General features: G+C 34.9%; 19 protein-coding genes and 2 pseudogenes. 2 read left to right on the top strand and 19 right to left on the bottom strand.

What is annotated here, in order from left to right:
* Positions 1-62: 62 nt before the first annotated feature.
* The 3 genes and pseudogenes from A6J74_RS27165 to A6J74_RS27155 all read right to left on the bottom strand — a co-directional run bounded on the left by A6J74_RS27165 (position 63) and on the right by A6J74_RS27155 (position 3,248).
* Entirely contained in the window at positions 63-2,162 is a 2,100-nt protein-coding gene (locus tag A6J74_RS27165) for a vWA domain-containing protein (RefSeq protein WP_000702105.1), read from the bottom strand.
* A 257-nt stretch (positions 2,163-2,419) separates the two neighbouring features.
* A pseudogene (locus tag A6J74_RS27160) lies at positions 2,420-2,752 on the bottom strand (VOC family protein); the annotation flags it as partial.
* A gap of 160 nt (positions 2,753-2,912) precedes the next feature.
* Positions 2,913-3,248, bottom strand: a complete 336-nt coding sequence (locus A6J74_RS27155) for a hypothetical protein (protein WP_000842915.1) — start codon at positions 3,246-3,248, stop codon at positions 2,913-2,915.
* A 136-nt stretch (positions 3,249-3,384) separates the two neighbouring features.
* Between A6J74_RS27155 and A6J74_RS27150 the strand changes: the two genes are divergently transcribed.
* Positions 3,385-3,777 carry a hypothetical protein gene (locus A6J74_RS27150; RefSeq protein ID WP_000555013.1) on the top strand — a complete coding sequence of 131 codons (393 nt, stop codon included), beginning with the start codon at positions 3,385-3,387 and terminating at the stop codon, positions 3,775-3,777.
* A 40-nt stretch (positions 3,778-3,817) separates the two neighbouring features.
* Here A6J74_RS27150 and A6J74_RS27145 read toward each other — a convergent pair whose 3' ends face one another.
* The 10 genes and pseudogenes from A6J74_RS27145 to A6J74_RS27100 all read right to left on the bottom strand — a co-directional run bounded on the left by A6J74_RS27145 (position 3,818) and on the right by A6J74_RS27100 (position 15,558).
* Positions 3,818-4,537, bottom strand: a complete 720-nt coding sequence (locus A6J74_RS27145; protein WP_000440863.1) for a class I SAM-dependent methyltransferase — start codon at positions 4,535-4,537, stop codon at positions 3,818-3,820.
* Positions 4,538-4,619: 82 nt separating this feature from the next.
* Entirely contained in the window at positions 4,620-6,314 is a 1,695-nt protein-coding gene (locus A6J74_RS27140; protein WP_000823458.1) for a peptide ABC transporter substrate-binding protein, read from the bottom strand.
* A 444-nt stretch (positions 6,315-6,758) separates the two neighbouring features.
* Positions 6,759-8,474, bottom strand: a complete 1,716-nt coding sequence (locus tag A6J74_RS27135) for a peptide ABC transporter substrate-binding protein (RefSeq protein ID WP_000823479.1) — start codon at positions 8,472-8,474, stop codon at positions 6,759-6,761.
* Positions 8,475-8,778: 304 nt separating this feature from the next.
* Positions 8,779-10,482 (bottom strand): peptide ABC transporter substrate-binding protein, encoded by a 1,704-nt coding sequence (locus A6J74_RS27130; protein WP_000730158.1) that lies wholly within the window; start codon positions 10,480-10,482, stop codon positions 8,779-8,781.
* Between the two features lie 347 nt (positions 10,483-10,829).
* A pseudogene (locus A6J74_RS27125) lies at positions 10,830-11,048 on the bottom strand (C4-dicarboxylate ABC transporter); the annotation flags it as partial.
* Between the two features lie 22 nt (positions 11,049-11,070).
* The gene (locus tag A6J74_RS27120) at positions 11,071-12,108 is read right to left on the bottom strand and encodes an LCP family protein (protein ID WP_000526735.1); all 1,038 of its coding nucleotides are present in this window, start codon (positions 12,106-12,108) and stop codon (positions 11,071-11,073) included.
* A gap of 17 nt (positions 12,109-12,125) precedes the next feature.
* Complete coding sequence (locus A6J74_RS27115) at positions 12,126-13,124, bottom strand: ECF-type sigma factor negative effector (protein WP_000376642.1); 999 nt, start codon at positions 13,122-13,124, stop codon at positions 12,126-12,128.
* Between the two features lie 12 nt (positions 13,125-13,136).
* Positions 13,137-13,670, bottom strand: a complete 534-nt coding sequence (locus A6J74_RS27110; RefSeq protein ID WP_000864737.1) for an RNA polymerase sigma factor — start codon at positions 13,668-13,670, stop codon at positions 13,137-13,139.
* A gap of 195 nt (positions 13,671-13,865) precedes the next feature.
* Positions 13,866-14,672 (bottom strand): ABC transporter permease subunit, encoded by an 807-nt coding sequence (locus A6J74_RS27105; RefSeq protein ID WP_001041420.1) that lies wholly within the window; start codon positions 14,670-14,672, stop codon positions 13,866-13,868.
* Positions 14,665-15,558 carry an ABC transporter ATP-binding protein gene (locus tag A6J74_RS27100; protein ID WP_000626573.1) on the bottom strand — a complete coding sequence of 298 codons (894 nt, stop codon included), beginning with the start codon at positions 15,556-15,558 and terminating at the stop codon, positions 14,665-14,667. Before A6J74_RS27100 ends, A6J74_RS27105 begins: the two co-directional genes overlap by 8 nt.
* Positions 15,559-15,722: 164 nt before the next feature.
* On the opposite strand from A6J74_RS27100, the gene A6J74_RS27095 reads away from it, so the two are divergent.
* Positions 15,723-16,316: a TetR/AcrR family transcriptional regulator gene (locus A6J74_RS27095; protein WP_001013009.1), complete on the top strand. Its 594-nt coding sequence runs from the start codon at positions 15,723-15,725 to the stop codon at positions 16,314-16,316.
* A 25-nt stretch (positions 16,317-16,341) separates the two neighbouring features.
* On the opposite strand, the gene A6J74_RS27090 is transcribed toward A6J74_RS27095, so the two are convergent.
* The 6 genes from A6J74_RS27090 to A6J74_RS27060 all read right to left on the bottom strand — a co-directional run bounded on the left by A6J74_RS27090 (position 16,342) and on the right by A6J74_RS27060 (position 25,020).
* Complete coding sequence (locus A6J74_RS27090) at positions 16,342-17,373, bottom strand: oxidoreductase (RefSeq protein ID WP_000719743.1); 1,032 nt, start codon at positions 17,371-17,373, stop codon at positions 16,342-16,344.
* 267 nt (positions 17,374-17,640) lie between these two features.
* A complete protein-coding gene (gene parC, locus A6J74_RS27085) occupies positions 17,641-20,064 on the bottom strand; it encodes a DNA topoisomerase IV subunit A (protein ID WP_001147488.1) in 2,424 nt (807 codons plus the stop codon).
* 1 nt (position 20,065) lies between these two features.
* The gene (gene parE / locus A6J74_RS27080; RefSeq protein ID WP_001062195.1) at positions 20,066-22,030 is read right to left on the bottom strand and encodes a DNA topoisomerase IV subunit B; all 1,965 of its coding nucleotides are present in this window, start codon (positions 22,028-22,030) and stop codon (positions 20,066-20,068) included.
* Between the two features lie 374 nt (positions 22,031-22,404).
* Positions 22,405-22,818 carry a CoA-binding protein gene (locus A6J74_RS27070; RefSeq protein ID WP_000151385.1) on the bottom strand — a complete coding sequence of 138 codons (414 nt, stop codon included), beginning with the start codon at positions 22,816-22,818 and terminating at the stop codon, positions 22,405-22,407.
* Between the two features lie 79 nt (positions 22,819-22,897).
* The gene (locus A6J74_RS27065) at positions 22,898-24,139 is read right to left on the bottom strand and encodes a S1C family serine protease (protein ID WP_000542629.1); all 1,242 of its coding nucleotides are present in this window, start codon (positions 24,137-24,139) and stop codon (positions 22,898-22,900) included.
* A 203-nt stretch (positions 24,140-24,342) separates the two neighbouring features.
* Entirely contained in the window at positions 24,343-25,020 is a 678-nt protein-coding gene (locus A6J74_RS27060; RefSeq protein WP_001044679.1) for a response regulator transcription factor, read from the bottom strand.
* Positions 25,021-25,028: the final 8 nt, after the last annotated feature.

Genomic DNA, 25,028 nt, shown 5'->3' with positions numbered 1-25,028 from the left:
TATTCTTGCTTGTTTAAAAAGAAAGGGAAAGAAAGCTAAGACTCCCCTCTTATCCCTACCTACTATTCACATTCATATTTGTAAATCTCCTTACCATATCCTCTATCAATTAATAAAAGTTCATTTGGATATAGTGTCTTATGCTCCATTCCTACTTCTTCCTCTGTTATAAACATCCCATCAATAATCATTCCTACTACTTGTGACTCTTTCGCTACAAAGACAGATTTCGAACCTTTCTTCGCTATAAACGTAACGGATTGCACAGTTTTTCTTTCTGCTCGAAATGGGATACCAAAATAATGTTTCCACCATTTATTTCGAAGTAATTCTGGTTCAGATTGATATAACCAATCTTTCGCTACTTCTTGATCCCATTCGTAATACAATAGTGCTTTCCGGTGAAATCTTGGACGAACAATCCATCCTAAAACGATTATGCCTACTACTAGCAGCAATAAAGTGATAGGAATGACAAACTTAAAAATAAGCGCATACTTTTCATAAAACGGCGCACTTTGAATATGGAGTGATATTTGCTTCTTTACTTCTTGTAATTTCGCATCTTGTATAACGATGGTAGCTTCTACGGTGCCAGTATCTGTGAAATTGAATGTGTCGGAGTAATAAGGACGAGGATAAACGTAAATTTGATTACCACGTTGTTTTATTTCATAGTTGATTGATTGTTTAGATGTGACACCAGTAGATTTTAATAGTTTCTTTACAGCCCCTTCTGTCATCGGCTTACCATCTAACTTTGGTTGTAAAATAAACGGTTTACTATTCTCTAAATTCGTTACTTTTTCTTCATAATCTTTCGTAACAGTTTGAAGTGATAATTTTGGCTTTTCTGTTGTTTCAATTTTGAATTCTTTCGTCTGTCTGTAAAATCCCTTTATATTCATATGAACTTTTCCACGTACTAACCCTTTACCAATCTTCGTTTCGTAATAAAACACATGCCTCTTATCGTTCCACTTCATCGGATATTGTTTTCCGTCTATTTCTACTTCTGCTTGAAAGTAAGAAGACTGAATTGGTAACTCAGTAGGCTTTGCTTCAATAACAGCAGTAACACCTTCGTACATTTGTTCAACATTTTTTTGACTATTATCATCTTTGTCATAAGTAGAAACCGTATAGTTAAGCGCTGGTTCAACAAGTACTTGCAATCCTTCTTTCTCAATATCCCGATCCACTTCTATCGTATATGTTCCTGGTTTAATGACTTCCTGATTTTCCGTGCTTATATGAACTATATTTCCGAATAATTTCGCTTCTCCGGGTGCATGTATGGAAAAAGAAGACTGTAACTGTAATGGTTTCGAAATTTGTGTGACCTGATAATTAGACAGCGAAGGCGATTGTCGTACAAGTGTCATACGCTTTAATGGGAACGGCGTTGTAATCTCTACTTTCTTTCCTACTACTTTCGTTTTTACAATCGATTCAACGGAGGAGAATGGATCACGATTCGCAACTAATGCTGCCACTTGATTTACACTTTTTACAATACCATCCTCTCCGCTTGACGGCATTGTAACTCCGTTTATCTCTTTCTTCCATATTTCTTTAAACGTATTTAATTGTTCTTTTTCTTGCTGCCCTAAATCCTCTTCCATCGTAATTAAGATAGGATGTAAAGATATCTTTTTTACATCCATTTCTTTCTTAAAGTCTGTTAGTTTCTTTGTAATTTGTTCTTTTCCGCCAACTTTATCTTTTTCTAGATCATTAAATGCCCCGTCAGTTAATACAATAAGCCAAAATTCACGTTTTCCATCTATATCTGCTTCCTTTTTTATAGATTGCATCGCCGTCTCTACTGCGCTAAAAGGAGTATTTAAATACGTTTTCCACGCTCCAATTCCTTCAATTTCTGTTTGCCTTTTATCCTTCGTTAACGAAATGTTTAACGGATTATTCGGCTTGCTCATTGGAACATAAGAAAATGTATCTTTTTCATCTAATAGCGCAACTAAACTTTGCAAAGCGTAATTGGCATATTTCCAGCGATCGTTATTTCTCATGCTGCCCGAATCATCATATACAAGTGAAACGACCCTTTCCTTTGCCTCCTCTCCTTTTGCAAAAGTCCAATAAGGATGTAACCATATAAATAGAAACAACATGAATGTGGCACAAATTCGAATTTTCATGATGAGGCTTCGCCACCTTTGTAGACAAATTCCTATGTTTAAATTTATGAGAGGAAACAAGATATATGACTTGTATTTTAGGACAACTAACCCACCATAACTTTATTATGTAAACATATATATACACTTGGTAATATTCTTTATAGCATTTTCTATCCAATTATATAGGCAAAAAAGCCTGTCTAAGCTTCATACTTAAAACAGACTTTTCCTACTTTTCATATTAAAAACACACAACAAAAAGTTTGATTTTTTAATTAGCACATTACTTCAATTGTAAATCCACCAGGCGCTTCAACATAAAACGTATACGCATGTGCATGTTTAGGAGGTTCAACCAAAAATCCATCTTCCTTCAATCTTTGATTCATTTTATTTATTAGTTCCTCATTTTCTTGCGGAAATCCTACATGAAATGTTTTAGGATACTGAACTTCTTTCCCTTTCATTAAATTTAGTATAAACCCATCCTTATCACGCATAACTGCAAAGCCATTTCCCCTCGTTCCACTTCAAATTAATCCAAAATATTTTTCTAAAAATTCTCTAGTAGCTACTACATCTGTAACCGTTAAATTAAGATGCCTAACTTTCTAATACTTTATCATATAAAGTAAAACTTTGATCAGTGGGGCGTTTACGGACAGTCTGGCTCCCCCTAACTTTTTTGCTCCAGCCAAATTTTTTGGTAGGAGTTTTACTGCCCAAAAATAGCGGAATAAATAAAAAACACGCCTTTCACAGCGTGTTTCATTGCTTCACATATACTTCAACAATTGGATTATCTTTGTTATCTGCATGTAAGCGTATATTCGCTTCACTCGTATTATAAATGCTGGCTAATAGCATAATCGTTAACAAATTAGGAGTCTTAGCATCACTTCCGTATTTTCTTTCAAGCGCTTCTTTATATTCAAACTCTAAATCCCCCTGTATATATGTATACACTTCAAATCCATCTTCTAAATTGCAAACTACTGTATCAATAATATCCGCTCCTACTTTTTTCTTCATTTCATCTCGCAATGCTTCTATAAATTCTTTCCACGGTACTTCGTATGTTTGAAACTGATCTGTAGATTTCATTGCCTTTCCCTCCTTACTATATCCTTTCTTTATATTTCCCCTTTCATATAACAATTATGATAGGTAGGTCATTCGTACAAGCCGCACTTGTCCCCCTTACATATCGTATTACTGTAAGGGGGAAGGAGGACAGAACATGCATAGACAAAGATGTTATGATACGTGCCGACGTTATTTCGGTAAAGTTGTTCGAATTGAAGATCGTGATGGTCGCATTCACTTAGGCAAAATAATCGATGTGACAAATGAATCTGTATGGATCGAACCAATGCAACAGCGCTCATCTTTTGATACAGGATTCGGATACTATGATGCATATACAAACGGTGGTTGTGATCTTTGCGGCGGCATTAGCAGATGTGATAGTTGCGGATTCGGTTGCGGTGGTGGATTCAGTAGCTGTGGATGTGGCGGTCGTGGTTGCGGTAATTGTGGTGGCGGCGGCTGGGGTGGCGGTTGTGGCTGGGGCGTTGAACTTGGATTTGGTTTCATCTTCGGAATTACTTTAGCTGCATTATTTTTCATTTAACATAGTAAAGAGTTGACTACCTTTAGCCAACTCTTTTTCTCTACTTTTCACATATAAATATACGGTGTCCTAAAACATGTTGGTACATACGTCGTACGTTTTCATGTTGTACCCATGCCTCATATAACTCATTCGGAATATATGTTGATACATTCCATTCCGGCTCTTCTATATAGCTAGATATCGTTTCTGCAATTGTACCACCGCCAGCAATTGTAATTCTTTTGAAATTTGCTTTCTGAAATAGTTGTACCCACTCATTCTCAGTTAATAATTCTTTCATGCCATATAATTGGGCAATTTTTTCTTCCTCACTCTTCTCAATATGTGTATTAATAATCATTTCAATGACAACAAGCTTACCATCCTTCTGTAATACACGATAGCACTCTGATATAACCCTTTCTTTATCTGTAAAAGCGAGTATCGATTCCCCAAGCACAAACTCAAATGAATCATTTAAACAAGGTAATCGCTCTGCATCACCTTGAATCAATTGTACATTCAATCTTTCAAACAACCATCTATCTTTCGCTTTTTGAATCATAATTTCATTCTTTTCAATCGCTGTTACTTTATAACCGAATTCTTTTGTCATGTAAGCCGCTGTTTTCCCCGTACCACAACCTATCTCAAGGACATCCGCTCCTTGTCTAAGAGGCAGTTGTGCTAGCAATTGTTTTGTTAACGTAAAACCACCAGGATGAGCACTTCCTATTCCGTAATAAGCTAAGAAATCGATGTAAGTATTTCGTTCCATGGGATTCTCCCTTTTTTATTTTATATATTCAAGGAAGAATGAAAAGTGCATAAAAAAAGGGCGCATCACGCGCCCCCTCAGCTTATTTTTCCTCACCGATATATGCCCATTTGTAGCTGTAATCTCCACCAACTGGGTGGTGAACAATTCCTTTTACTTTCGCTCTTTGAACAATTGCATCACCACGTTGATATAATGGTGCAATTGCTGCATCTTCAAGTAACATTTTCTCAGCTTTCAGTAAGCTATCCCAACGCTCTTTCGTTTTCGTTAATAGCTCACCTTTACCTTTTTCTACAATTTCATCATATTTCTTATTTGAGTAACCAGTTTGGTTATGAGGTCCATCTGTAACGAACATATCAATGAATGTCATTGGATCTAAGTAGTCAGGTCCCCAACCAGCGTAAGATAAATCATAATCTAGATCTGATTCTAATTTTAATTTTTGTTTAAACGGCTGGTTTTTCAAGTTCACTGTTAAGCCTGGTAAGTTTTTCTCAAGCTCTCCTTTTAAGAACTCCCCTACTTTTTTCGCATTATCGCTATCATAGTTTAGCAGCTCAATTGTTACTTGATCTTTTCCAAGCTCTTTTTTCGCTTTGTCCCAATGCTCTTTTGCCTTTTTCACATCCGTTTTTAAAATATCTCCATTTTCTTTACGGAAGTCTTTTCCATCCGGACTCTTAGCAAATTCTTTTGGTACTAAGTAATCTGCAGGTGTAGATCCGTCATTTAAAATAACATTCGTTAAACCTTTTTTATCATACGCCTTTGCAATTGCTAAACGTAAATCTTTGTTCTTTAACACCGTATCTTGACCACCACGTTTTTGATTTAAACGTAAGAAGAACGTTGATGGTGTTTTTTGTGTATAGAAATCTGGATTCGATTTATATTTGTCAACAAATTCAGATACTAATCCTGAACGGTCAATCTGTCCACTTTCATATAAGTTGACACGTGTACCGCTATCTTTTACTACGTTAAAGTTGATTTCTTCTAACTTAACTGTTTTATTATCCCAGTACTGTGCGTTTTTCTTTAATTTCCAACCTTCTTCATGTTTCCAGTCTGTTAATGTAAATGGTCCGTTGTATAATGTTGTATCTGCTTCTAAACCGAATTTTGCACCTTTTTCATTTACGAATTTTTCATTTTGTGGATAGAATGTTCCGAATGAAGTTAATTCAACAAAGTAAGGAACTGCATTTTCTAATTCTACTTCTAACGTATAGTCATCTACAGCTTTTACACCTAACGTATCAAGCGCTGCTTTTCCTTCATTAATTGCTTTTGCATTTTTTACATCGAACATAATGTATGCATATTCCGCTGCTGTATTTTTATCTACAGCACGTTTCCAAGAAAATACGAAATCTTTCGCTGTTACAGGCTCTCCATTTGACCATTTTGCATTTTTATTTAATGTAAATGTATACTTCTTACCATCATCACTCTTTTTATATGATTCAGCAACCCCTGGTGTTGCTTTATTATCTTTATCCAGTCGATATAAACCTTCCATTACGTTGTTTAAAGCAAGAAACGATACTTGGTCTGTCGCTTTAACAGAATCCATAGATGGAATCTCTTGGCTCTCTGTTAAATTCAACACTTGCTTCGCTGCTAATTTTCCGCCTTCTTTTTCACCGCTTTTTGGTGTTGTGCTTGCCTTATCTTTTTCCCCTGATCCAGAGCAAGCTGTTAATGCCATACTCATTACTAAAACTGGTGCTACGACCGCTGTCAATTTTTTCATCTTTTTTCTCTTCATTTTCTTGTACCCTCCCCAATTATATGTACGATATTAACATTTAGAAATTCTCTATTAACTTTCGTTATCAGAAAATTCTTATTAATTAATATTCTACTATTTTTCTGAGTTTTGTAAAGCATTTTTGTAAATTTTCTAAATATTTATTTTTTTGTGATAGTAACTTGTTGTTTTAACTACTTTATGAATTATCCCCCGTCTACTATATGTAAACATCCCTCCCCTTATTCCACTCTATTACTACGTTCTATATTTTTCTTATTAGCATGAGATCTCTTACTATCATTCATCTGTCTTACTACTTACTGAACTCTCTCTAATGTCCTCCGATAGAATCTTCCTAATTCCCTACCCGTTTCTCAATAGGCTAACGAGATATATTTCCCTTATACATACTAAAAAGCATTTCAAAAGCAGCTCAGCCACTTTTGAAATGCTTTCACTTTATTTTTTTCCGCCATCCTCAGTTACATACGCCCACTTAAAGCTATATTCTGGACTGATGTTATGTTTCACGATTCCTTTTACATTCGGTTTCATTACGTACGATCTTCCTGTTTGATATAAAGGAACTAATCCTGCATCTTCTTCAAGGAATAATTTTTCAGCTTTCCCTAACGTTTCCCAGCGTTTTTTCGCATCACTCATTAATTCATTACCTGCTTTTCCTACCATTTCATCGTATTTTGGATTTGAATAACTCATTTGGTTATACGGGCTCTTCGATTCAAACATATCAATAAATGTCATTGGATCCGCATAATCTGGACTCCAACCTGCATAAGAGATTTCATAATCTTGTGCAGTCTCTAATTTTAATTTTTGTTTGAACGGCTGAATTTTCGTATTAATCGTTACACCTTTTAAATTTTTCTCAATTTGATCTTTAACATAATCAGCAATCTTTTTCGCAGTTCCATCATCATAGCTTAGTAATTCAATTGTAACTTGATCTTTTCCAAGTTCTTTTTTCGCTTCTTCCCAAGCTGCTGCACCTTTTTTCGGATCATATTTCAGACCATTTTTAAATGTATCTTGATAATCTTTTCCATCAGGTCCTGTCGCAAGCCCTTTCGGAACCAATTGATCCGTTGCTTTTGATCCATTATTTAAAATTACATTCGCCAATCCTTTTTTATCGACTGATAATGCAATTGCTTCACGAAGCTTTTTGCTCTTTAATGGCGTATCTTGTCCGTTACGTTTTTGATTTAAACGTAAGAAGAATGTACTTGATTCTGCATACTCACCGTACTCATCTTTATTCGATTTATATTTATCTACAAATTCTCCTGATAGTAATGTAAAGTCAATTGATCCTGTATCATATAAATTTACTTTTGTAGCTACTTCTTTTACAACACTATAATTAATTTCTTCTAATTTCACAGTCTTTTTATCCCAGTACTTATCATTTTTCTTCAGCTGCCAACCTTGTTCATGTTTCCATGAAGACATAACAAATGGCCCGTTATATACAGTTGTATCTGCTTCTAAACCGTACTTATCACCTTTTTCTTTTACGAATTTTTCATTTAATGGATAGTATGATGGGAATGCTAATAAATTTAAGAAATACGGTACCGGTTTTTCTAATTCTACTTCTAGCGTGTAATCATCTACCGCCTTCGCTCCTAATTCAGTTATAGGTTTTTCACCTTTATTAATCGCTTCTGCATTTTTAATATAGTAAGCAATAAATGCATATTCTGCCGCAGTATTCTTATCAAGTAAGCGCTGCCATGCGAAAACGAAATCTTTCGCTGTTACAGGATCTCCATTCGACCATTTTGCATCTTTTCGCAGTTTAAACGTATACTTTTTACCATCTTCACTTTTCGTACTAGATTCTGCCGCAGCAGGAATTGGCTTATTATCTTTATCAAGACGATATAGGCCTTCCATCGTGTTTCCTAAAATTTGTGCCCCTAACGTATCAGTAGATTTAGAAGTATCCATCGTCGGAATTTCTTGATTTTCCGTACGATTCAATACTTGCTTCGCTGCATATTTAATATCAGATGTTTTTTCTTCCCCACTATTAGATGTAGTAGTCGTTTTCTTTTCTCCACCTGAACTAGAGCACGCTGTCAATGCAACACTCATCGCTAAAACTGGTACTACAACTGCTGTTAATTTTTTCATTTTTTTTCTCTTCATTTTTTAACCCTCCCTAATTATATGTACATTACCAACCTTGAGAGACTCCTTGTTAAATATTTTTCAGAAAATTACAACTAATGTTATTCTACTCTTTTTTTCACATTTGTAAATAGTTTTATTTTAAATATTCTGATTTTAAACTTCGTAATTTAGTATGATTTATCCCCCATCTACCATATGTACATACTTTACTCCTTATTCTTCTCTATTTTGCTATACTACAAATTTACATTTTAATTTCCAATATACAAAAAAGCATTTCAAGGTAGCTAAGCTACTTTGAAATGCTTTTTCAACTCTTTTATTTTTCAGCAACATATGCCCATTTAAAGCTATATTCCGGACTGATATTATGTTTTACAATACCTTTAATATTTTGTTTTAGAACATATGCATCACCACGTTGGTATAAAGGTACAAGTGCTACATCTTGCTCAAGAAGTAATTTCTCAGCTTTCCCTAACTCTTCCCAACGTTTCTTCGCGTCACCCATTAATTCAGTGCCAGCTTTTTTGATCATATCATCATACTTCGGATCAGCGAAGCTCATTTGGTTATGAGAATGTTTAGACTGGAACATATCTAAGAATGTCATTGGGTCAGCATAGTCAGGTCCCCAACCAGCATATGATATATCATAATCTTGCTCTGTTTCTAGTTTTAGTTTTTGTTTGAATGGCTGAAGTTTAATATTAACTGTTACACCTTTTAAATTTTTCTCAATTTGGTCTTTTACATATTCCCCTACTTTTTTCGCATTACCAGTATCATAGTTTAATAGCTCAATTGTAACTTGGTCTTTACCAAGTTCTTTTTTCGCTTCTTCCCATGCGGCAGCAGCTTTTTTCGCATCTGGTTTGATACCATTTTTAAATGTTTCTTGGAAGTCTTTGCCGTCTGGTCCAGTCGCTAACCCTTTCGGTACTAAGAAGTCAGCTGGTTTAGATCCGTCATTTAAAATAACGTTTGCTAGGTTTTTCTTATCGATAGAAAGCGCGATTGCTTCACGTAATTTCTGACTCTTTAATGGTGTATCTTGTCCACCACGTTTTTGGTTCATACGTAAGAAGTATGTACTTACTTGTGAGTATGTACCAAACTCCTCTTTGTTATTTCTATATTTATCAACGAATTCACCTGATAGAAGTGCGAAATCAATTGCACCTGTATCAAATAAGTTGACCTTTGTATTTATTTCTTTTACTACACTATAGTTGATTTCATCTAACTTTACAGTCTTTTTATCCCAATATTGATCATTTTTCTTTAGTTTCCAGCCTTGCTCGTGCTTCCAATCAGTAAGAACAAATGGTCCGTTATATACTGTTGTATCAGACTCTAAACCGAATTTATCCCCTTTTTCTTTTACAAACTTCTCATTTAATGGGTAGTACGATGGGAACGCAACTAAGTTTAAGAAGTATGGTACCGCTTGTTCTAATTCAACTTCTAATGTATAGTCATCTACCGCCTTAACTCCTAGTTCAGTTACTGGTTTTTCACCTTTATTAATTGCCTCTGCATTTTTAATCGGGAATGCGATAAACGCATATTCTGCAGTTGTTTTTGGATCTAATAATCGTTGCCAAGCGTACGCAAAGTCTTTTGCAGTTACAGGATCACCATTTGACCATTTTGCATCTTTACGTAGTTTAAATGTATATTTTTTACCATCTTCACTTTTTGTGCTAGATTCTGCTGCAGCTGGGATTGGTTTATTATCTTTATCTAATCGATATAACCCTTCCATTGTGTTCCCTAAAATTTGAGAACCTAATGTATCTGTATTTTTTGAAGTATCCATTGTTGGGATCTCATTTGTTTCTGTACGATTTAGCACTTGTTTCGCTGCTAGTTTTCCTTCAGATTTACTATCTCCACTAGAGCTAGAGTTTGTGCTTGTCTTCTTATCTCCACCTGATGTAGAACATGCTGTTAACGCCATGCTCATTGCTAAAACTGGTGCTACAACTGCTGTTAGTTTTTTCATTTGTTTCTTTTTCATTTTGTACCCTCCCTAATTCTTAACGATAGCTATTAAAGAATTTTCTGATAATTCTGTTTTTCTTTATATATTTATCAGACGATTCTTACTAATTCTTATTCTACTAATTTTTTAATTTTTGTAAAGTATTATTATTGAAAATTTTTAAAAAATTATTTTTTTACAGTAATATTCATAAAAATGCCATAAGTTGTTCAAACCTTATTTCTCCTTTATACACATTCATTGATTTAATCACTTTCATCTCATTTACCGCTTGAATACTTGTTAATTATTGCTAATAAATAATGCATATATCTAAAAACATCTTTTCTACAAAAATAAAAAAGTCAGCTAAACTGACTTTTTTACCCGGCAATTTTTTCTCTTTTCATTTCCTCTACCACTCTCTTATACTTCTCATCATCAAACTCATTTTCACTTTTTGCAACAACTACAGTCGCAATACCGTTACCAATTAAATTAACGATAGCACGTGCTTCTGACATGAAACGATCTCCCCCAAGTAGTAGCGCTAACCCTTCTAATGAGATAACATTCATTGCAGATAGAGTAGATGCTAATAAAAAAGCAGACATTTCGTCTGCTTTAATTCTCCTCAATCTGCTTCGCACTTAATCCTAGATGTGTTCTAAGAGTATCACTCAAACTTTGTAGGTCTTTTTTATTAGGATTATAGTAATAGACACGTTGTCCATTTGGGCCATTAGGTAAATAAAGATCATCACCAGCTAATTGAGTCTTTTCAACTGAACCATTTAAACCATATTTATAAAAAGATAAAATATCATCCATGGCTAAATTTGTTTTAAAATCACCATCAACCGCCTCAACCATTTTCTCTAGTTTTGTAATCGAACCCGCGCTTTTTAATTTATTTAACATCGCTTCAATAACAAGTTGTTGACGTTGCCCTCTCATTGCATCACTGTCAATATGACGCGTTCTTGCCAGCGCAAGTGCTTCTTCTCCTGTTAATTTTTGTAGTCCTTTTTTCAAATGAATCGCATCCGGTTCATCTTTACTATTTTGTTCTGTAAATTCAACTGGGACATCTATTTCAATACCATCTAATCCATCAACAATTTTAATAAATGAGCTAAAATTAAACTTCACAAAATAATCAACGGGGACTTGTAACAATTTTTCTACTGCTTCAACAGATGCTTGTGGCCCTCCATCTTTACCATTTTTAACAAGCCCTCTTCCATATGCATGCGTTATTTTATCCTTTTTCTTTTCAATCGGGACATATGTATACGTATCACGTGGTATACTTGTTAATTTCACTGTCTTATCATCTTTATTAAAAGTTGCCAGCAATAACGCATCTGTATGAAATGCACCACTATACTCCTTTTGACGTTCTTGATTTTCATCAATGCCCATAATTAAAAGTGAAACATTGTTTGCAATTGGTTTTACTGCTTTCTCACGTAAATTTGATTTTTCACCACGCGCTAAATTCAAATTAGATTTTTGTACAAGATTAGAAGTTTTCATATATACATAGGTGCCATATCCACCCCCGCCAAATAGTAATACTCCTAGTAGTAAACTTATTATCGTTGTCTTTTTATATTTCCGCTTATTTTTCTCTTCTCTTGAAGACGAATGATTCCCCATTTATTCTCCTCCTGTTTCTATTCATCCAATATATTTTTCATTTTTTCATATTTCGTGCTATCCTTTTGAAACATACTTTCTTTCAGCCCTTTATCTATTTGTATCCATTCGGTAGTAACTGAATATTGAATCATACCTTCATGAAAACTAAGAAACTTTAACATAACCCCTGTGTTTTTCTCCACAACCATTTCAAATTTCCCTCTTACATCTTCAGAGGCGCTAATAGGCATCTCTATATTAATTACCCCTTCAATTTTGTAACAATCGAGTCCTAGATATTTCGTTTCTTTATAATTCCAATCTTTATATCGAATTAACAAATCTGCGAATTCTGATTGAATACTATGCTTAGCCAATCCCACATATTCGCCATCATACCGTTTCCTCTCACCTGATTTTCTCAACAATCTTTCCGTAGGATTTAGTTTTAATAGTTCATTATTTCTTTCCTCTGGGCTCCATTTTGACTCTTTATATGTATAGTTCTCATCATCAAACTCTTTTTTTCTACCCTCGTTATATATAATCGTTCTTTTTTTCAATCGTTTATCTTCTTGAGATGCAATGCCTCTTTGTTTCTCCGTATCAATCGCATACTTGTATGTTGTAGCCATTCTTGTAGAGCTAGAATATTCCTCAAATTGTCCTGAAATATTTTTAAAATGATCAATTGAATCCAACATCTTTATATGAATTTTTTCCTTATCTGGATAATTTACATTCAATTTTATTTCTTCTTCATTTTCATAATCAGAAAACGCCTTTTTCTTCACATATTCAAATACTCCACCATTTTGTGCAAAGCTTTGTATAGAAAATTCAGACATAGAAACAATAGAAAGCGCTAGAACCGCGGCACTAATTACCATCATATGAACTCTGTAACTCTTCTTTTTTACTGGAAGATTATGCAGTGTATCATTAATCTTTCCATTTAACTTTGGCGGTAAAATAACATTTTCATCTTTTATTCTCTTTTTTAATTTCTCATCAAATGATTTTTCACTATCCATTCTATACACCCCCTATTCCATCTTTAATCGCTCTTCTAATAGTTCCCTTGCACGTGACAACCTTGACTTAACCGTCCCTTTTGGAATTTCTAAAAGGGACGCAATACTCTCTTGATTCATATCTTCATAATAATAAAGTACAGTTACAGCTCTTAATTCTTCCGTTAAAGACTGAATGGCATTACAAAGATCAATATCTTTATATCGGTCGAACGCTACCATACTACTATCATGATCCTCGATTATAATTAGTTTTTTATATGACTTAATTATATTGTTACACTCATTTATTAAAATTCGAATTAACCAAGTTTGAAAAAACGCTTCTTTTTTTAGTTTTTTTATATTTTCATAAGCTTTTAAAATTGTTGTCTGTATCGCATCCTCTATGTTTGTCTCATCATGTAACATCGCCTTTGCAATGCGATACATCTTCACTTTCTCCGTATGTATAAGCGCCATAAAGGCTTCATGATCACCTTTTTTCGCTAAGGAAACATCCGTTTCTTCTTTTACAATCATTTTATATAAAGGGATTACTTTCACAATTGCTCCTCCTGTTTCATCCTCACTTCAAATTTAACTTTACACGTATTAGACTGCGTAGCCTATAAAAAGGTTCATTTTTTCGAATATTTTTGTAAATAAAAAGATAAATATCCTTTTTATGGTGGCAAACAATGAACATATCGGTTCAAATTTACAAACAAAAAAGTCCACTTTCACAGTGGACTTGCTACTTTATAACGGTAAATCTCTCTTTCTAAACATAACTATTGCTAACAAAAAGATGCAAACTGCCCCAACGGTTAAACCTAAACTTACCGGCCATATATTATATGTTCCTTCAGCAATTTCTTTCGGACGAAACAGCGTAAATAAAGATAGGCTTTTCATCCACTCTAACTTATCACTTAATTTCCCTACCATATCTAGTACGAAAAATAATATAGTTAAACTTGCTGAATAACTAAGTGCCTTTCTTTCATCATTACATATACAAGAAAAGAAAAATGAATATGCACTAACGACTAAAAATATGAGCCCTCCGACTACATTAATCTTCAAAAATAATTCTTTATTTAAATTATTATCTTTTAAAAACCATTCTGCTCCTACTATACCTGCTACATACGTGACAATTACAATGATAAGTAGCCCCAATATGAGAACAGTAGCTTGCGTAATAGCAATTTTCACTCTGGATACAGGCGTTGCTAGCAAGTATGCCATCGCTCCTTTATCTACATGACGCGCAATTAAATGTGTCGCAACTGTTACGCAAAAAATTGTTAAAATGATAATAAACAATAGACTGTAATACTCCCCAGCTAAAAAATCCATTACGTTTTGAATCGGACTTTCCATACCAACAATTTTTTTCACACTATCAGGCATAGCACTTATTAATTCATTTAATCCTTTCGCTGATACCATTGATGGGAATATCCAAATTAATAACCATAAATAGAGAGCCGCACCAATCGCATAACTAAAAATACTTTTTTGTGTTTCTTTCAAACTAGCTAAAAACAATTGCTTATTCATGCGTTACCCCTTCTTTCTTATCGTAATAATGCATAAATAAATGTTCTAAATCCATCGCTCTCGTTTGAAGTGCCGTTACATTATAGTTTGAAAGTGTTTGTAAAACAGTTTGATAGTTTCCTTGTACAATAATAGATGCCTCTCTGCCTTTTACCGCTTCAAATTGCAAATTACACTTTGTAAGAGATTCAATTTCTTCTTGCGATGATACAGTTACATCTATTACCTGTCGTCTCATACTTTGTAAATCATGAATATTTTCAACTGTTACGAGTCGACCATCTTTAATAATAGCTACTCTGTCACAAGTTCTCTCAATTTCAGTAAAAATATGTGAAGACATAAGAATCGTTTTTCCTCTTTGTTTTTCCTCTACTATTAGTTCTATAAATACTTGCTGCATCAGTGGATCAAGTCCAGATGTTGGTTCATCTAAAATTAACACCTCTGGATCGTGCATAAATGCAGCGACTATCCCTACTTTTTGCTTCATTCCTTTAGACATTTTGCGAATCGGTGTTTTCACATCAAATTGCAGACGATCTATCAGTTCATCTCGTCTTTTCGTATCCTTTAATCCACGCATTCCTTGCATTAATTTTAAAAACTCTAATCCGTTCATTCCGTCAATAAAAGAAATTTCACCCGGTAAATAACCAACTTCCCTTTGAATTTTCGCTGCTTCATTCCAACAATCTAATCCCAAAATTGTCGCTTTACCAGCTGTCGGTTTTATAAATCCCATTAAATTACGAATTGTCGTTGATTTTCCGGCACCATTCGGTCCTAAATAACCAAATACTTCTCCCTCTTTTACATCAAATGTAATATGAAACAAACCTTTTCCATTCGAAAACTGTTTTGTAACATCTTGAACTGAAATCATAAGTCCACCTCATTTTTTGAAATATTTAATATATGATATTTCAAAATTATTGTACTCCTCATCTTTCATATTCGCAACAACTTTTTGAAATATTTATTAGTCCATATTTCAAAAATATTGTTTTCCATTATTTTTTCTTGTATATTTTAAGTGAGGTGATTACATTGAACGGCTTTGAAAAAGTGAAAGAAAAGAAAAAACGCGCCATTAAAGAGGCGGCCTTCGTATTATTTTCAGAACGTGGATTTAATGAAGTAAAAATAGAACATATTGCAAAAGAAGCAAACGTTTCTCAAGTTACAATTTATAATCATTTCGGAAGTAAAGATGCGTTATTTAGGGAGCTTATACAAGAATTTATCATATCTGAATTTCAATATTATAAAGGGCTTGCAGAAGAAAAATTACCTTTTCATGATATGATGCAAAAAATGATTGTAAGAAAAATGAATACTGGCGGGTTATTTCAACCTGATATGTTACTACAAATGATGCAAAGGGACGAAGAACTCCGTAAGTTTATTTATAGTTATCAAAATGAAAAAATCCTTCCCTGGTATTTAGAAATATTAGAACGAGCTCAGCGTAAAAACGAAATTAATCCACACCTTACGAAAGAAATGATGTTACTTTACATTCAAATGTTTACTAAGTTAGGTGATGATTTCGGGGCACAGCTTCTTGAAGGAGATCGAGAAAAACATATACAAGATATCGTTACGATGTTCTTTTACGGCCTTTCTGTTCCAACAAAATAAAAAAGACACGAAATTCGTGTCTTTTTTATTTTACCGAAATGACTCTACCCGTTTCACTACTTTCAACCGCTAATTGAATTAGTTTAATAACATTTAAACCATCTTGCGCTGTTACAGGTAGTTTCTCACCATTTAATATACTATCTCTTACACCTTTATAGTACATGTCATAGCAACCGACTTCTGTTGAAATACGATTTAAAGTTTCTTCTGTTTCTAAAGTAGCAAAATTCTCTTCAGCATCTACCCCATAACCTATATCGCCTGGCTTCATTCCATTTTTTAATTGTTCTTCCTGCGAATCCATACCGTATTTCACGATAGAACCTTTGTCCCCATGTAATGTAAAATGCGGTCCTGCTTGTTTCACGTAACTGCTACTACGTAAAATGACACGCTTAACTCCATAATGAAGTATTACGTGGAAATAGTCATCAATCTCCGCACCTGGCCTTTGTTTTATTACATCTGCGCTTATCGCATCTGGTTTTCCGAATAATGATAGCGCTTGGTCAATTAAATGCGATCCTAAATCATATAAGATACCTGAACCTGGTAAATTCTTTTCTCTCCATCGATCGCGTACATGTGGACGGAAACGATCAAAATGCGCTTCATATGCGTATACATTTCCTATTCTATTTTCTTCTAACAATTTCTTAATTGTTAGGAAATCATTATCAAAACGACGATTATGATATACACTTAACATCACATTATACTGCTTTGCTAATGAGATAAGTTCTTCCCCTTCTTCAATTGAAACAACAAATGGTTTTTCCACTACAACATGCTTACCATGTAAAATCGCTTCTTTTACATATGGAAAATGAGTTGTATTCGGTGAAGTAATGACAACTAGTTCAATATCAGATCGCTTTACTAATTCATCAATTGTGTCAACAACAGCAACATTTGGTAAAGTTTGTTTCACTACTTCTTCTTTTGAAGATAAAATAGCTCGAATATCATATTCTTCTATCGTTTGTAATAGCGGGATGTGAAATGTTGTACTAGAAAATCCAAATCCTACAATCCCTACACCTATTTTTTTCATGTTGCCCCTCCAATTATCCCGCACTAACGGACAGTAAGATCCCTCCTCAAAATTCAGCGAAAACTAAAAAGTTTGGTGAGGGCCTTACTGTCCGTAAAAGCCCGATTAGTTCAACTAATAATCAGTAGGGAATAAAGCCCCTCACTGATTAAAGTTTCACTTTATGAGAACGATTTCATTTCACTATTATAACAAGATTATTTTCATATACATAATAATTCGCTTAGAAAAAAGCATCTCGCTATTATTCATAGCAAGATGCTTCCTTTATTCCGGTCTTTTCTTCGTCCACGTTTCTACTACTTCACCAGTATCATTAACATCTAGTACTAAACTACCATTACTATACCGGTCTTTGTTTCGATACGCTTTCGGATCAACCTCTTCTACAATATTTTTCTCTGTCTTCATGTAAACTAGTTCATCGTCTCGTACAATTTCAATACCTACAATACGGTATGGATTACGTTTTAACTCTTTGAAAATAACAAGACCTCGCTTCGCTCTCGTTGACTTTTCAATTTCTGATGCTTTTAAACGCTTTATAGCACCGCGTTGCGTTACGAGAATAAGTTGATCTTTGTCACCATTTAACGGTTTACCAGAAGCGACATAGTCATCTTCTTTTAAATTAATCGCTTTTACACCAGCAGCTCTTACACCAACTGGACTTACTTCATCTTCATGGAAAATCAGTGCATATGCACCATGTGTCGCAAGAACGATATCACTCGTTCCATCTGTCGCAAATATATCAACAACTTCATCATCTTTTTTCAAGTTTACAGCAACGAATGCCCTTGAATAGCGCTGAACTTTATATTGATTTAATTCCGTCTTCTTAATCATACCATTCCGCGTTACAAATACGATAAATCGTTTTTCTTCCTCAAAGTTCGGTATGACAGTTGCCCAAATAATTGTTTCATCTCGGTCAAGTGAAACAATATTTGCAACGTGCTGACCTAAATCTTTCCAACGAATTTCCGGCATTTCATATACAGGAAGATAAATATAATTTCCTTTGTTCGTAAATAAAAGAACGGTTTCTGTCGTGTTGGTATCGAAACGCTCAAGTAAGATGTCACCCTCTTTCATACCGAAGTCTTTCCCGTTCGATGCATTATGCGAACGCCAACCAGTTCGTTTCACATATCCTTCTTTCGTTACAGTAACGATGACATCTTCTTGCGGAATCATAACTTCCACATCGATTTTAATTTCTTCAATTTCCTCTTCAATTATCGCACGACGATCATCACTATATGTTTTCTTTACTCTCTTCAAATCTGTTTTAATAACTTGAAGAAGTCTTTTTTCACTTTGTAAAATCGCCTGTAACTCTATAATTTTCTTATTAAGTTCAGCTGCTTCTTGCTCTAGCGCAGTAATATCCGTATTCGTTAAACGATATAGTTGCAGTGAAACAATTGCTTCTGACTGAGCTTCTGTAAATCCAAATCGTGCGCTTAAATTATCTTTCGCATTACGTTTATCTTTAGACCCTCGAATCGTTTCAATCACTTCATCTAAAATTGATAATGCTTTCTTTAAACCTTCTACAATATGTTGGCGATTTTCTGCTTTTCTTAATTCATATTGTGAGCGTCTCGTAACAACTTCTTTTTGATGGCCAATATACGCATCCAAAATTTTAGGTAATGTCATAAGTGTTGGACGACGATTATTTATCGCTACCATATTAAAGTTATATGGAATTTGTAAATCTGTATTTTTATATAAATAGTTTAAAATACCTTCAGCATTTGCTTCTTTTTTTAATTCTACAACGATGCGGAGACCTGTACGATCTGTTTCATCACGCACTTCAGCAATGCCATCTAATTTTTTATCTAGACGTAATTCATCCATTTTTTTAACAAGATTTGCTTTATTTACTTCATACGGAATTTCTGTAATAACGATTTGTTGCTTTCCACCACGAATCGTTTCAACCTCTGCTTTTCCGCGAATAATAATTTTACCTTTACCTGTTTCATATGCTTTTTTAATGCCATCTATCCCTTGAATAATACCACCTGTAGGGAAATCTGGTCCTTTAATAACCGCTAACAAGTCATCCACAGAACTATTCGGTTGATCGATACGCATCATTGTAGCATCAATTACTTCTCCAAGATGATGCGGTGGAATTTCTGTTGCATAACCAGCAGAAATCCCTGTAGAACCGTTCACTAATAAGTTCGGGAACATTGCAGGTAATACAACTGGTTCTTCACTCGTATCATCAAAGTTTGAAACGAATTCTACTGTTTCTTTATCGAGATCACGTAATAACTCTGATGCGATTGGTGATAAACGGGCTTCTGTATAACGCATTGCCGCTGCTGGATCACCATCAACACTACCATTATTACCATGCATTTCAACTAAAACATTACGTACTTTCCAAGTTTGACTTAAACGTACCATCGCCTCATATACAGAGGAATCACCATGTGGATGGTAATTACCAATAACGTTACCAACTGTTTTAGCTGATTTACGAAACGCTTTATCATGTACGTTTCCTTCTACATACATAGAATATAATATACGTCTTTGTACTGGCTTTAAACCGTCACGCGCATCTGGAAGCGCGCGGTCTTGAATTATATATTTACTATAACGTGCAAAGCGGTCACCTAACACGTCTTCAAGCGGGAGGTCATGAAACTTCTCTGCCTGCATGTTATTCCACCTCCGTCTCCATAATCATTTCGTTTTCTAAAATATTTCCTTCTTCTTGCATACCAAATTGTACATTACGCTCAATCCATTTACGGCGCGGTTCTACTTTATCACCCATTAATGTCGTAACGCGGCGCTCTGCTCTTGCTGCATCATCAATTTTCACTCGGATTAATGTACGCGTTTCAGGGTTCATCGTCGTTTCCCATAACTGATCTGCATTCATTTCACCAAGTCCTTTATAGCGCTGCAACATATAACCTTTACCGACCTTTTTCGTTACACCATCTAATTCTTCATCAGACCATGCATATTCAATTACTTCACTTTTCCCTTTCCCTTTACTTACTTTATATAAAGGTGGAAGTGCAATAAATACTTTACCAGCTTCGATAAGTGGTTTCATATATCTGTAGAAGAAAGTTAATAACAATACTTGAATATGAGCTCCATCCGTATCTGCATCGGTCATAATAACAACTTTATCGTAGTTAATATCTTCAACAGCGAATTCATTTCCTACTCCGCCGCCAATTGCATAAATAATTGTATTAATCTCTTCATTCTTAAAAATATCAGCAAGCTTTGCTTTCTCCGTGTTAATTACTTTACCACGCAACGGTAGTACCGCTTGAAAACGACGATCTCGCCCTTGCTTTGCTGAACCGCCGGCCGAGTCACCCTCTACTAAATACAATTCGTTTTTTTGAGGGTTACGTGATTGTGCAGGTGTTAACTTCCCGCTTAAAGTACCTTCTGATTTTTTCTTTTTCTTACCACTACGTGCTTCTTCTCTCGCTTTACGAGCAGCCTCACGTGCTTGCGCTGCTTTAACTGCCTTTCTTACAAGAAGTGTAGCTACATCCGGGTTTTCTTCTAAAAAGTAAGCTAAATGCTCTGATACAATTGCATCAATAGAAGAACGAGCTTCACTTGTACCCAGTTTCCCTTTCGTTTGTCCTTCAAACTGCAGTACTTCTTCTGGTACACGTACAGAAACGATAGCCGCTACACCTTCACGAATATCTGTACCTTCTAAGTTTTTATCTTTTTCTTTTAATAATGAAACTTTACGAGCATACTCATTAAACACACGTGTCATCGCTGTTTTAAATCCAGCTTCGTGTGTTCCACCATCTTTTGTACGTACGTTGTTTACAAACGAAAGAATATTTTCTGAGTAACCATCATTAAACTGGAATGCTAGTTCTGCTTCAATCCCATTTTGTTCACCAGTGAAATATACAACTGGATGAATTGAATCTTTTTCTTCGTTTAAGTATGAAACGAAAGCTTCAATTCCTGTTTCATAATGAAATATATCTTCTAAATCATTACGTTCGTCTTTTATCGAGATTTTCATTCCTTTTAATAAGAATGCAGATTCACGTAATCTCTCACATAATGTTTCATAATTGTAATTTGTCGTACTGAAAATCGTTGTATCTGGTTTGAAGTGCATTGTCGTACCAGACTCTTTTGTTTTCCCGATTTTCTCTAACGTCGTTGCAGGAACGCCACCATTTTCAAAGCGTTGTTCATAAATGTTACCATCACGTTTAATTGTTACTACTAACCATTCTGACAAGGCGTTTACAACTGATGCCCCAACACCATGTAAACCACCACTCGTTTTATAGCCACCTTGACCAAACTTACCACCTGCATGAAGTACAGTTAAAATAACTTCAGGTGTAGGTTTCCCAAGTTTATGCATTCCCGTAGGCATTCCTCGCCCTTTATCAATAACGCTAATACTATTATCTTTATGTATTACGACAGAAATTTCGTCGCCAAATCCCGCTAACGCTTCGTCAACGGAGTTATCTACTATTTCATATACTAAATGATGCAATCCACGGCTATCCGTACTCCCGATATACATACCCGGGCGTTTTCGAACGGCTTCAAGTCCTTCTAACACTTGAATTGCATCTTCATTGTATTGGAACTGATGCTTCGCCAAACTCCTTGCCCCTTTCCTAATCAAATCAGAACATATGTTTCTATTATAGAATAACGCCTCGACTATAGTTTTGGCAAGTTATCTTATCTCTTTTATATACCATTTTCAATAGAAAAATCCTTGTTTTTTCACAAGGATTCCTCTAGGCTACTATTTCAGAAAAATAATCGTTTGTCAACGAGAAATGGATATGTATTCCAAGATTACACATTCCAAACCTTTATCATGATCCAAATGATCAATATCCAAAACGGGATAACAAGTAACAATCCCCAAAAACAGCCTTTAAAAAATCTCATGATGAACACCTCGTTCATCGGCCCTACTTATCTATAACGAGGGCTGAATCAATCTTTCTATCTTTAAAATCTATACTATTTTGTCATCGCATGTTCTACTTTAATACAACGGTCCATTATTACAGTATAGTCTTTTTCTTTTAAAAGTTTATACGTATCTTCATCTTGTACTCCTAGTTGTGCCCAAAAAACATCTGCATCAATCTCTACAAACTCTTTCGCAACACCCATTAAAAATTCTGAACGGCGGAATACGTTTACGATATCAACATGTTCTTTAATATCCGCCAGTGAAGGAACTGCCTTTTCTCCAAGTACTTCATCAACTGTTGGATTTACCGGTATAATGCGGTACCCTGCATCTTGCATCGCTTTTGAAACCATATACGATGTACGTTCTGGTTTATCTGATAATCCAACAACCGCAATCGTTTTACTTTTCTTCAATACTTCACCAATTTCCGTACGAGTTGGGTTTTCAATTGTCATAATTAGTCCCTCCTATTCCTTTAGTATATCCGATAAAGAAAGTCTCTTTCAACATGAAAGAGACTTTCTTTTATTCCGATTATTGATTCTTAGTAGCTGAATTATCTGCTAACGTAGCTGATTTCGTCATTTTTTGACCATTGCGATAGAATGTAACTTCTACTTTCTCGCCAACTTTTTTCTTTTCATATAAATATTTACGGAATTGAAGAGCATTCTCTACCTTTTGATTATCTAATGCTACTACAAGATCATATTGCTCTAAACCTGCTTTTTCTGCCGGTGATATTGGATAGATTTTACCTAATACAACGCCATTTGTTACTTCTTTTGGCACTTTCAGCTGATTTACTGCATAAGTTTGCACATCTTCTAATGAAACGACACCTACTCCAAGCGCTGGACGTTTCACTACTCCATCTTTTTCAAGCGATTCGATGACTGGTTTTGCAATATTAATCGGAATTGCAAATCCGATTCCTTCAACTTCTTGCTGCGCAATTTTACTCGAATTAATACCGATTACTTCACCGTTTTGGTTAAATAATGCACCACCACTATTACCAGGGTTAATCGCTGCATCTGTTTGAATAACTTGTGCTTGCCAATCTGGGCGTTTGTCCCCATCAATATCAACTGGAATTTCGCGTTCTTTACTACTGATTATACCTTCCGTTACACTGCCATCAAATCCAAGTGGGTTTCCAATTGCAATCGCTTTTTCACCAGCACGAAGTTTACTGGAATCACCTAGACTTGCAACTTTATTTACATTAGATCCGTCAATTTCAACAACAGCTAAGTCTAACCAAGGATCCTTACCAACTAGTTTTGCATCAACTTGCTTTCCATCACTTAGTTTCACAGCAAGTTTATTCGCTCCATCTACTACGTGGTTGTTCGTTACGATATATGCTTTATTTCCTGCTTTTTTATAAATAACACCTGATCCTGAACCAGCTTGTTGTTCTTGACCTGTCGGTTGCATTGCAAATGGATCGACACTTTGTTGCATATTAATAACACCTACAACAACATCTTTCGCACCTTCAACCATACCTGGCAAATCAGTTTCGTTTTTTGATTTATTGACAACAGGAACTACAGTACCTTCTACTTGTTTATTAGAATTGAATGATGAAACTGCCGCTCCATTATTTTGCACCCATGGCATATAAGGTGCTGCAAAACTAATCGAAACCGCTCCGACTACAGCTCCCACTAAACCTGTGAAGAAATAACCTTTTTTACTTCCTGATTTTTTCACTTCTCTCGTTTCACTATGCTCTTCATTCAAATTTGGTCCGTCGTAATATCCCATTTTTATTTCCCCTCTCTGGTGAATTCGTATTTTCAGTATAGTCACGTTTTGTGTCCTTCTTGTGAACTCATCGTGAAATCCAATTAAAAAAATACTCCTATCTACCATTGTAGACAAGAAAATTATTTTTTGAACATTCTACCTTCAAAAAGAGGATATAAAATTGCTAAATTCCCAGGCTAAAGTGCACAAGTCATTCCAGATTATTCTTCGAATTTATAACCAACTCGAATAACAGTACCGATATGCTTCGCTTTATCTCCTAGCTTATTTCGCAATTTTTTAATATGCGTATCAACCGTTCGGTCATCACCGTAGTAATCATATCCCCATAACTGATCTAATAAATGTTGACGTGACAACACAATTCCTTTGTTCTCCATTAAATAAACAAGAAGTTCAAATTCTTTATGCGTCAATATAATTTCTTCTCCATCTACTAAAACAGTTCTAGATAGACGATTCACTTCTATTCCGGCTAAAGACATAGCATTTTCCTCCGCTACTCCTACCGCACCATCCGCACGTTTCAATAACGTCTTCGCGCGAGCTACTAACACTTTCGGGCTAAATGGTTTCGTTACATACTCGTCTGCACCTAATTCGAAACCTAGCAATGTATCATCCTCATCCGAACGTGCTGTTAGCATAATAATTGGTACTGCTGATTCTTTTCTAATTCGTCTACAAACAGACCATCCATCTATTTCTGGTAACATAATATCTAACATAATTAAATCAATTTCATGCTCTGCAAATAACTCTAGCGCTTTTTTTCCATCTTCTGCTTCAATCACTTCAAAGCCTTCATTACGAAAATAATCACTAACAATTTCACGTAATCTTCTTTCGTCTTCAACAAGTAATACTGTTTTATTCATATAATCTA

The sequence above is a fragment of the Bacillus sp. FDAARGOS_235 genome (genome assembly GCF_002073415.2).
Classification (GTDB): Bacteria; Bacillota; Bacilli; order Bacillales; family Bacillaceae_G; genus Bacillus_A; species Bacillus_A toyonensis.
The sequence above is the reverse complement of the archived record's forward strand: the minus strand, read 5'-3'. Positions and strand labels throughout refer to the sequence as shown.

What these genes read in the sequence shown, in the direction of transcription:
- A6J74_RS27060 (WP_001044679.1), bottom strand. Translation starts at nt 25,020, where the DNA reads ATGAATAAAACAGTATTACTTGTTGAAGACGAAAGAAGATTACGTGAA.
- A6J74_RS27100 (WP_000626573.1), bottom strand. Translation starts at nt 15,558, where the DNA reads ATGATTTCAGTTCAAGATGTTACAAAACAGTTTTCGAATGGAAAAGGT.
- A6J74_RS27065 (WP_000542629.1), bottom strand. Translation starts at nt 24,139, where the DNA reads ATGGGATATTACGACGGACCAAATTTGAATGAAGAGCATAGTGAAACG.
- A6J74_RS27150 (WP_000555013.1), top strand. Translation starts at nt 3,385, where the DNA reads ATGCATAGACAAAGATGTTATGATACGTGCCGACGTTATTTCGGTAAA.
- A6J74_RS27090 (WP_000719743.1), bottom strand. Translation starts at nt 17,373, where the DNA reads ATGAAAAAAATAGGTGTAGGGATTGTAGGATTTGGATTTTCTAGTACA.
- A6J74_RS27135 (WP_000823479.1), bottom strand. Translation starts at nt 8,474, where the DNA reads ATGAAGAGAAAAAAAATGAAAAAATTAACAGCAGTTGTAGTACCAGTT.
- A6J74_RS27130 (WP_000730158.1), bottom strand. Translation starts at nt 10,482, where the DNA reads ATGAAAAAGAAACAAATGAAAAAACTAACAGCAGTTGTAGCACCAGTT.
- A6J74_RS27140 (WP_000823458.1), bottom strand. Translation starts at nt 6,314, where the DNA reads ATGAAGAGAAAAAAGATGAAAAAATTGACAGCGGTCGTAGCACCAGTT.
- A6J74_RS27070 (WP_000151385.1), bottom strand. Translation starts at nt 22,818, where the DNA reads ATGACAATTGAAAACCCAACTCGTACGGAAATTGGTGAAGTATTGAAG.
- A6J74_RS27145 (WP_000440863.1), bottom strand. Translation starts at nt 4,537, where the DNA reads ATGGAACGAAATACTTACATCGATTTCTTAGCTTATTACGGAATAGGA.
- A6J74_RS27120 (WP_000526735.1), bottom strand. Translation starts at nt 12,108, where the DNA reads ATGGGGAATCATTCGTCTTCAAGAGAAGAGAAAAATAAGCGGAAATAT.
- A6J74_RS27155 (WP_000842915.1), bottom strand. Translation starts at nt 3,248, where the DNA reads ATGAAATCTACAGATCAGTTTCAAACATACGAAGTACCGTGGAAAGAA.
- A6J74_RS27105 (WP_001041420.1), bottom strand. Translation starts at nt 14,672, where the DNA reads ATGAATAAGCAATTGTTTTTAGCTAGTTTGAAAGAAACACAAAAAAGT.
- parC (WP_001147488.1), bottom strand. Translation starts at nt 20,064, where the DNA reads ATGCAGGCAGAGAAGTTTCATGACCTCCCGCTTGAAGACGTGTTAGGT.
- A6J74_RS27165 (WP_000702105.1), bottom strand. Translation starts at nt 2,162, where the DNA reads ATGAAAATTCGAATTTGTGCCACATTCATGTTGTTTCTATTTATATGG.
- A6J74_RS27115 (WP_000376642.1), bottom strand. Translation starts at nt 13,124, where the DNA reads ATGGATAGTGAAAAATCATTTGATGAGAAATTAAAAAAGAGAATAAAA.